8 protein-coding genes are annotated in these 8,466 nt (G+C 67.9%); 2 read left to right on the forward strand and 6 right to left on the reverse strand.

The annotated features are described in order from the left end of the window. The 6 genes from HMPREF3014_RS29360 to bfiS all read right to left on the reverse strand — a co-directional run. The coding region (locus HMPREF3014_RS29360; RefSeq protein ID WP_046689346.1) for an amino acid ABC transporter ATP-binding protein at window positions 1-443 on the reverse strand (443 nt) is incomplete at its 3' end. Continuing rightward, on the reverse strand, window positions 440-1,144 hold the full coding sequence (locus HMPREF3014_RS29365; protein WP_003101386.1) for an amino acid ABC transporter permease: 705 nt from the start codon (window positions 1,142-1,144) through the stop codon (window positions 440-442). The genes HMPREF3014_RS29365 and HMPREF3014_RS29360, both read right to left, overlap by 4 nt. Further along, window positions 1,141-1,839: an amino acid ABC transporter permease gene (locus HMPREF3014_RS29370; protein ID WP_003101388.1), complete on the reverse strand. Its 699-nt coding sequence runs from the start codon at window positions 1,837-1,839 to the stop codon at window positions 1,141-1,143. Before HMPREF3014_RS29370 ends, HMPREF3014_RS29365 begins: the two co-directional genes overlap by 4 nt. 84 nt (window positions 1,840-1,923) lie before the next feature. Continuing rightward, complete coding sequence (locus tag HMPREF3014_RS29375) at window positions 1,924-2,754, reverse strand: ABC transporter substrate-binding protein (RefSeq protein WP_023086942.1); 831 nt, start codon at window positions 2,752-2,754, stop codon at window positions 1,924-1,926. A gap of 153 nt (window positions 2,755-2,907) precedes the next feature. Next, a complete protein-coding gene (bfiR, locus tag HMPREF3014_RS29380) occupies window positions 2,908-3,552 on the reverse strand; it encodes a two-component system response regulator BfiR (RefSeq protein WP_003118983.1) in 645 nt (214 codons plus the stop codon). Window positions 3,553-3,554: 2 nt separating this feature from the next. Continuing rightward, a complete protein-coding gene (gene bfiS, locus HMPREF3014_RS29385; RefSeq protein ID WP_003123960.1) occupies window positions 3,555-5,831 on the reverse strand; it encodes a two-component system sensor histidine kinase BfiS in 2,277 nt (758 codons plus the stop codon). A gap of 245 nt (window positions 5,832-6,076) precedes the next feature. Between bfiS and HMPREF3014_RS29390 the strand changes: the two genes are divergently transcribed. After that, a complete protein-coding gene (locus HMPREF3014_RS29390; protein WP_003093598.1) occupies window positions 6,077-7,699 on the forward strand; it encodes an acyl-CoA synthetase in 1,623 nt (540 codons plus the stop codon). Between the two features lie 117 nt (window positions 7,700-7,816). Then, a partial coding sequence (locus HMPREF3014_RS29395) for an acyl-CoA dehydrogenase family protein (protein WP_177344984.1) occupies window positions 7,817-8,466 on the forward strand: 650 nt, incomplete at its 3' end.

Genomic DNA, 8,466 nt, shown 5'->3' on the forward strand with positions numbered 1-8,466 from the left:
GCGATCGCCACGCGCTGCTGCTGGCCGCCGGAAAGCCGCGCGGGGAACGCCGCCGCTTTGTCCGCCAGGCCGACCCGCTCCAGCAGCGCCATGGCCTGGCGGCGTGCCTCCGCGGGTTTCAGGCCGCGCAAACGGAGCGGCGCCAGGGTGCAGTTGTCCAGCACGTTCAGGTGCGGGAACAGATTGAACTGCTGGAACACGAAGCCGATGTGCGAGCGGAAGCGATTGAGGTCCAGGCCGGGAGCGTGGATGTCCTGGCCATCGATCAGGATGCGCCCGCCCTGGATCGGTTCCAGGCGGTTCAGGGTACGGATCAGGGTGGATTTTCCGGAGCCCGAGGGTCCGCAGACCACCACCACCTCACCGCGGCCGACCTGTTCGTCGACATCCGCCAGGGCGTGGTAGGCGCCGTACCATTTGTTGACCTTTTCCAGCCGGATCATCGGGCCTCCTTGGGATTGCCACGCTGCGCCTGGCGGCGTTCGAGCCAGAAGGCGAAACGCGACAGTCCGAAGCACAGGATGAAATAGGTGAGGCCGAGGATCAGGTAGACCTGGGTCGGCAGGGTGAATACCTGGGTATTGATCTGCGAGGCGATGAAGCTGACTTCGGCCAGGCCGATGATGTAGCCCAGGGAGGTCTCCTTGATCGTCGAGACGAATTGGTTGACCAACGACGGCAGCATGTTGCGCAGCGCCTGCGGGAGGATCACCAGGCGCATGCTCGCCAGGTAGCCCAGGCCGAGCGAACGCGCCGCCTCGAACTGGCCACGGTCGAGGCCCTGGATGCCGGCGCGGACGATCTCGGCCAGGTACACCGCGTCGAACAGCACAAGCGCCAGCAGCATGGTGGTGAACTGGTCGGTGCGCTGGCCGGTGAGGGTCGGCAGGAAGAAATAGGCCCAGAAGATCACCATCAGCAACGGCACCCCGCGCACCACGAAGACCAGCGCGGTGATCGGCCAGCGCAGCCAGCGCCAGGGGCTGACCCGCGCCAGGCCGAGCAGGATGCCCAGTGGCAGCGCCAGCAGCAGCGCCAGCGAGGCCAGGACCAGGGTCAGGGCCAGCCCGCCCAGCGGCCCGTTGGGGTACTGGCCGACGAGGAAGTACAGCCAGTAGCTATCGATCAGTTCCAGGGTGGTCATCGCCGTTCGACTCCCGGATAGCGCTGCTGGTACCAGGCGGCGGCGCCGGTGATCAGCAGCGATACGCTGAGATAGGCCGCGGTGGCGAAGGCAAAGGACTCGAAGCTGCGGAAGGTCGAACTCTCCACCTGGCCGGCCTGGTACATCAGCTCGGCGACGCCGATCACCGTGGCGATGCTGGTGTTCTTCCACAGGTTGAGGGTTTGCGAGATCAGCGGCGGTACGGTGATCCGCAAGGCCTGCGGGAGGATCACCAGGCGCATGCTCGCCAGGTAGCCGAAGCCCAGCGCGCGGGCGGCCTCCAGTTGCACCGTGGGCACCGCGCGGATGCCGCTGCGCATGTCCTCGCTCATGAACGCGGCGGTGTACAGGGTCAGCGCGACGATAGCGCTGGCGGCCTCGATGTTGCCGGCGTAGAGCCAGGCCTTGAGGTCCTCGGGTAGCCATTCCGGCGCGGCGAAGTACCAGAACAGCATGTGCGCCAGCAGCGGTACGTTGCGGATGCTCTCGACATAGGCGAAACCGAGCCATTGCAGGGCGCGGAACGGCGCCAGGCGCAGCAGCGCCACCAGCATCGCCAGCGGCACGGCGAAGACCAGGGTGACGGCGGCCAGCTTCAGCGACAGCAGCAGGCCGGCGACCAGCATCTCATGGTACTGGCCGCGCAGCAGCAGGGAGAAATCGAACTCGAACATGGGAAAGGCGCACGCTGTCCGCGAGGACTCACAGGGGACGGGCGGCGACGCGCATGGTCGCCGTCACGCAGAGACGTCAGGCGCTCACTCGGGGACCCGGTCGGAATCGATCTTGAAGTGGCGCTCGCTGAGGTTGGACTTGGTGCCCGGCCCGTACCACTTGAGGTACAGCTGCTCCGCCGCGCCGCTGCGCTCCAGGCCGGCGAGGGTCGAGTCGACCAGTTGCTTGAGTTGCGGATTGCCCTTGCGGAAGGCGATGGCCAGGGCCTCGGTACTCAGGTTCTCCGGCAGGATGGCGTAGCCGCCGGCCGCCGCGCCGAGCTTGCCGAAATCGTTGACCAGTGCCGACTCGTCGTCGACGAAGGCCTGACCCTTGCCCTGCTGCAACGCCAGCAGCGCCTGCTGGCTGGTCTCGAAGGTGACCACCTGGGCGTTGGGCAGCGCCTTGCGGATGTTCGGCTCCTGGGTGCCGCCCTTGACCGTCAGCACCTTCTTGCCGTCGAGGTCATGCAGCGAGGCGAAGCCGGCGTTCTTCTTCACCAGGGCCTTCTGCCCGGTGACGATGATCGAATAGGAGAAATCCACCAGCGCCTCGCGCTCCTTGTTGTGGGTCAGCGAGGCGGCGAGCAGGTCCACGTGGCCCTGCTGCAACTCCGGGATACGCGCCGCCACGGAAATCTGCTTGAACACCGGCTTGACCCCGATGGCCTTGGCGATCTCGGTACCAAGATCGACCTCGTAGCCGATGATCTGACGGGTCTTCGGGTCGATGAAGCTGTTCGGCTCGTCGGTGCCAAGGGTGCCGATGACGATCTCGCCCTTTTTGCGGATGTCGGCCAGGTCGTCGGCATGGGCAGCGCTGCCGATCAGGGTGAACACAGCCGCCACGGCTGCGCCAAGCAGGCGAATCTTCATGATGGGTATCTCGCGGAGGAATGGGGTTCGACGTCGGGCGCCGGGTGGGCCGCAGTCTATTAATAACCAAACATCCGGTGAAATATGGTTTTCATATAACCATATGAGATATCAAACTATGCCACTTCCCGCCCTGCCAGGGCCCGCGCGCGCTCAGGTGCCCTCGCGCAAGCGCAGCGGGTCCACCAGCCCGGCGGCGATGGCCATGCCCACCAGCTCCGGCAGGGTCTGGGCCTGCATGCGCTTCATCACCCGCGCGCGGTAGAGGTCGACGGTCTTCACGCTGACTTCCAGTTGCTCGGCCACCTCGCGGCTGGTATGGCCGCGCACCAGCGGCAAGAGCACGTCGCGCTCGCGCGGGGTGAGGCTGTCCAGGCGTTCGCGCAACCCGGCGTCGAGATCGCGGTGCCGGCGCCGACGGGCGTGGCGATCGAGGGCCTGCTGCACGCTGTCGAGCAGCAATTGTTCGTTGTAGGGTTTCTCGATGAAATCCACCGCACCGGCCTTGAAGGCGCGCACCACGATGGGCACGTCGGCATGGCCGCTGACGAAGATCACCGGCAGGTCGATGCCGCGCGCCAGCAGTTCGTCCTGCACGTTCAGCCCGCCCATGCCGGGCATCCGCACGTCGAGCAGGACGCAGGCATGGCGGCCGCCCTCGCAGGCATCGAGGAAGTCCCGACCCTGGGTGAAGGGCCGTGCCTTGAGGCCGACCGATTCCAGCAGCCAGACCGTCGATTCGAGCATGCCCTGGTCGTCGTCGACCACGTAGACCAGCGCTTCGTCAGGCATAGCCATCGTTACCCTCCCGTGGCGCCGGCGGCGAGCGGCAGCCGGCAGTTCATGAGCAACCCGCCATCCGCCGGCAGCTCGGCTTCGAGGGTGCCGCCGAAGCCCTCGACGATGCTGCGGCTCATCGACAGGCCCAGGCCCAGCCCTTCCGGCTTGCTGGTGTGGAACGGCGTGAAAATGTGTTCCAGCTGATCCGCCGGCACTCCCGGTCCCTGGTCGCGAACCCACAGGCAGAGCAGCCCGCCGGGCTCGACGCGGCTACCGATGACGACCCGCGACGGCGAGCCGGGATGCGCCTCGCGGTTGGCTTCGATGGCGTTGCGCAGCAGATTGAGGAACACCTGTTCGAGCAGCACGCGGTCGGCATACAGCGGCGGCGGATTGTCGGTCATCGCCTCTTCCACCGCCACTTGCCAGTGCCCGGCTTCCCACGCGCAGAGGCCGATGGCCTCGCGTGCCACCTGGTTGAGGTCGAGCGCCTGCAGGCGCCGCTGGCCCTTGCGCAGGAAGGCGCGCAGGCGCTTGATCACCTCCGCCGCGTGGCCGGCGTGCTCGCCGATCCGCGCCAGCCCCTCGGCCACCCGCCCGGCGGCCTCGGGCTGGCTGCCGAGGACGGCCAGGTAACGCTGGCTGGCGCTGGCGTAGTTCATCACCGCCGCCAGCGGCTGGTTGATCTCGTGGGCGATGCCCGAGGCCAGTTCGCCGAGAGTGACCAGCCGCGCAGTGTGCGCCAGTTCGTCCTGGTGACGGCGCTGCTGGGCCTCGCGCAGTTCGCGTTCGGTCATGTCGCGGGCCACCAGCGAGTAATAGCGCTCCTCGCCGCGGCCGCGATGGGCCAGCAACACCAGCGAGACTGGCAGCGACGGACGTCCGTCCTGCGGTTGCAGGCGCCCCTCGCGGCTCCAAACGCCGCCATCGCGCGCCTGTCGCCAACCCTCTTCGGCCAGCCGCGCCGGAGTGTCGCCGGCCAGCAGGCGTTCCAGCGCCGGCGCCTCCTGCCCGTCGGCGATGCCGAGGGCGGCACGTGCCGAAGGATTGAGGTAGGTGACGCGGCCGCCATGCTCGACGAACAGCACCAGGTCGGTGTTCGCCTCGACCACTTCGGCCAGGCGCCGGCGGTTCTCCTCCGCCTCGACCCGCCGGGTGACATCGCGGGACACGCTGACCACCTCCACCACCGCCCCGGTGTAGGTCTCGCGGATCGCCCGGCTGGCGGTCTCGAACCAGCGGTAGCGGCCGTCGCGGTGGCGGATACGGTAGGTGATGGTCAGGTAGCCGTCCTGCTCCAGCGCTTCGCGCGCGCGCAGCGCCACCTGGCCGCGGTCCTGGGGGTGGAACAACGCCTGCGCCGGACGCCCGCGCAGTTCCTCCGGCCAGTAGCCGAGCAGGGTCCAGGAAGCCGGCGAGGCGTCGAGGAAAATGCCGTCGAGGGTATGCCGGGAAATCAGGTCGGTGGTGTTCTCGGTGATCAGCCGGTACAGCCGGCTGGCCCGCGCCGCCTCGCGCTCGCCGCGCAGGCTGGCGGTGGCGTCGCGGCAGCGCGCCAGCACCCGGGCCTCGGCGCTGTCGGGAATGAACTGCCAGAGCAGGATGCGTCCGTCGCACTCCGCCTCCACCTCGCCGAGGGCCCGCGCCTGCCCCAGGCTGGCGCGCACCAGTTGCCCATGGTTGGCCGGGAGGTAAGCGCGCCAGGCCTCGCGCGGCCGCTCGCCAAGCAAGGCAAGGAAGGCCTGGTTGAATTCCACCGCCTGCGCCTCGCCGTCGAGCAGCAGCGCCGGCTGCGGGTCGGCCGCGAGGAACGGCGCAGCGCGGGTGACGCCACGGGCGGCGGCGAGCAACGGTGCGAGGAGCAGGCCGAGCCAGTCCAGCGCAGCGCTCTGCGGCGTATCGCTGGCCACCAGCAGCAGGCCTTCGTCGCCGGCCTGCAGGTCGAGGGCGAAGGCCATGCCATGCTCCACGCCGGCACGCCGCAAGCGCGCGCCGAGCCAGGAGGCGGAACGCCGCAATTCGTCCAGAGCCAGCCGGCCGTCGCGCACCAGCCGCTCGCGCAACGCCAGGTCGCTGGCCCGGTTCGGCTCGCCGGCGCCCGGCGGCAGCGCCGGCGACGGCGGCACCGGGGTATAGGTCTGCGCCTGCGGCTGCCAGGCCAGGTACCAGGCCTGGCGCGTGCCCGGATGTTCGAGCAGCAAACGGCGCAGCGCACCGACCCGCTCGACCAGCGGCGCGCCCTCGCGCAGCAGGCGCAGGAGGCTGTTGAGTGCAGGCGAAGCGGGAAGCGGACTCATGGGCGGAAGATGATCCTGGGAACTTATATGGTATTTATACTATAAGCTTATGGTTTAACTTCCATATATTTTTCATCGTTGCTATAAATCGCCCCAACCCAAGGAGCGCTTCGCCTGGTCCTTGGAAGCTGTTCACGATCTGCCGAGCCAGAGAAACCAGCCGTTTTCGACGCAGTCTCTCCGCGCGCGGCAGATCGTGACCCTTACCCAGAACAGAGCTAACAATCAGCCACGGGGTACTCTTCATGTCGATCTTCGAACAGGGTCTCGCGCCCGCCGCCGTCAACCACATCGCCCTGACGCCGCTGAGCTTCATCGAGCGCACCGCCAGCGTCTATCCGCACTACCCCGCGGTGATCCACGGCAACATCCGCCGCGACTGGGCGCAGACCTACCAACGCTGCCGACGCCTGGCCTCGGCCCTGGCCGGGCGCGGCATCGGCCAGGGCGACACGGTGGCGGTGATGCTGCCGAACATCCCCGAGATGCTCGAGGCGCACTATGGCGTGCCGATGATCGGCGCGGTGCTGAACACCCTCAACGTACGCCTCGACGCCGAAGCCATCGCCTTCATGCTGCAACACGGCGAAGCCAAGGTGCTGATCACCGACTACGAATTCCACGAGGTGATCCATGCCGCCATCGGTATGCTCGACCACCCGCCGCTGGTGGTCGACGTCAACGACCCCGAGTATGGCGAAGGCCGCCCGGTTGGCGAACTGGACTACGAGGCGCTGCTCGCCGAGGGCGACCCGCAGTTCGCCTGGGAATGGCCCCGGGACGAGTGGCAGGCGATCTCGCTGAACTACACCTCGGGCACCACCGGCAACCCCAAGGGCGTGGTCTACCATCACCGCGGCGCCTACCTGAACGCGCTGGGCAACCAGATGACCTGGTCCATGGGCCAGCACCCGGTGTACCTCTGGACCCTGCCGATGTTCCACTGCAACGGCTGGTGCTATCCGTGGACGGTGACCGCGCTGGCCGGCGTCCACGTCTGCCTGCGGCGGGTCGATCCGCAAAAGGTCCTCACCCTGATCCGCGAGCACCAGGTCAGCCACCTGTGCGGCGCGCCCATCGTGCTCAACGCCCTGATCAACATGCCCGACTCGGCCAAGGCCGCCATCGACCACCCGGTGCATGCCATGGTCGCCGGCGCCGCGCCACCGGCCAAGGTGATCGGCGCGGTGGAAGAGATGGGCATCCGCGTCACCCATGTCTACGGCCTCACCGAGGTCTACGGCCCGGTCACGGTCTGCGCCTGGCACGGCGAGTGGGACGACCTGCCGCTGGAGCGACGCGCCGCGATCAAGTCGCGCCAGGGCGTGCGCTACCCGACCCTCGAAGGGGTGATGGTGGCCGACCCGAAGACCCTCGAGCCGGTGCCGCGCGACGGCCAGTCCATCGGCGAGATATTCATGCGCGGCAATACCGTGATGAAGGGCTACCTGAAGAATCCCAGCGCCACCGAGGAAGCCTTCGCCGGCGGCTGGTTCCATACCGGCGACCTGGCGGTCTGCCATCCGGACGGCTACATCGAGATCCGCGACCGGCTCAAGGACATCATCATCTCCGGCGGCGAAAACATCTCCACCATCGAACTGGAGGGCGTGCTCTACCGCCACCCGGCGGTGCTGGAGGCGGCGGTGGTGGCGCGGCCCGACGAAAAGTGGGGGGAAACGCCCTGTGCGTTCATTACCCTGAAGAGCGATCATCAGGGGCTCGCCGAGAGCGAGATCGTCGCGTTCTGTCGCGAACACCTGGCCGCGTTCAAGATTCCGCGTACCGTGGTGTTCTCGGAACTGCCGAAGACCTCCACCGGCAAGATCCAGAAATACGTGCTGCGCGAGTGGGCCGCCGCCCTCTGAGCGCCGCCAGCCGAATTGCCCGTGCAGCGGCCGTGCCACGGCGGCCGTAGGCAGGATGCGCACGGGCAACCCTGTACCTGCGGCCGTCCCGCCGGCCGTTCACCGACGAGGTGTGCAATGCCTGAATACAACGCCCCGCTGCGCGACATGCGCTTCCTGCTCAACGACGTGTTCGACGCCCCCGCCCTGTGGCAGCGCCTGCCGCGACTGGCCGAGCGGATCGACGCCGACACCGCCGACGCCATCCTCGAGGAAGCGGCCAAGGTCACCGGCGGCCTGCTCGCGCCGCTCAACCGCAGTGGCGACGAAGAAGGCGCGCAGTGGCAGGACGGCGCCGTGCGCACCCCGGCCGGCTTCCGCGAGGCCTACGCGACCTACGCCGAGGGCGGCTGGGTCGGCCTCACCGGCAATCCGGCCCATGGCGGCATGGGCATGCCGAAGATGCTGGCAGTGCAGTTCGAGGAGATGATGTACGCGGCCAACGCCAGCTTCAGCCTCTACTCGACCCTTTCCGCCGGCGCCTGCCTGGCCCTCGATGCGCACGGCAGCGAGGAGCTGAAGAACAGGTACCTGCCGAACATGTACGCCGGCACCTGGGCCGGCTCCATGTGCCTGACCGAACCGCACGCCGGCACCGACCTGGGCATCATCCGCACCAAGGCCGAGCCGCAGGCCGACGGTTCATACAGGATCAGCGGGACGAAGATCTTCATCACCGGCGGCGAGCAGGACCTCACCGAGAACATCATCCACCTGGTGCTGGCCAA

The organism is Pseudomonas sp. HMSC065H01 (assembly GCF_001815235.1).
GTDB classification, from domain to species: Bacteria; Pseudomonadota; Gammaproteobacteria; order Pseudomonadales; family Pseudomonadaceae; genus Pseudomonas; species Pseudomonas aeruginosa.

Bases quoted from the DNA above. Each gene is read 5' to 3' on its own strand.
- HMPREF3014_RS29365 (WP_003101386.1), bottom strand. From the start codon at position 1,144: ATGACCACCCTGGAACTGATCGATAGCTACTGGCTGTACTTCCTCGTC.
- bfiR (WP_003118983.1), bottom strand. From the start codon at position 3,552: ATGGCTATGCCTGACGAAGCGCTGGTCTACGTGGTCGACGACGACCAG.
- HMPREF3014_RS29370 (WP_003101388.1), bottom strand. From the start codon at position 1,839: ATGTTCGAGTTCGATTTCTCCCTGCTGCTGCGCGGCCAGTACCATGAG.
- bfiS (WP_003123960.1), bottom strand. From the start codon at position 5,831: ATGAGTCCGCTTCCCGCTTCGCCTGCACTCAACAGCCTCCTGCGCCTG.
- HMPREF3014_RS29390 (WP_003093598.1), top strand. From the start codon at position 6,077: ATGTCGATCTTCGAACAGGGTCTCGCGCCCGCCGCCGTCAACCACATC.
- HMPREF3014_RS29375 (WP_023086942.1), bottom strand. From the start codon at position 2,754: ATGAAGATTCGCCTGCTTGGCGCAGCCGTGGCGGCTGTGTTCACCCTG.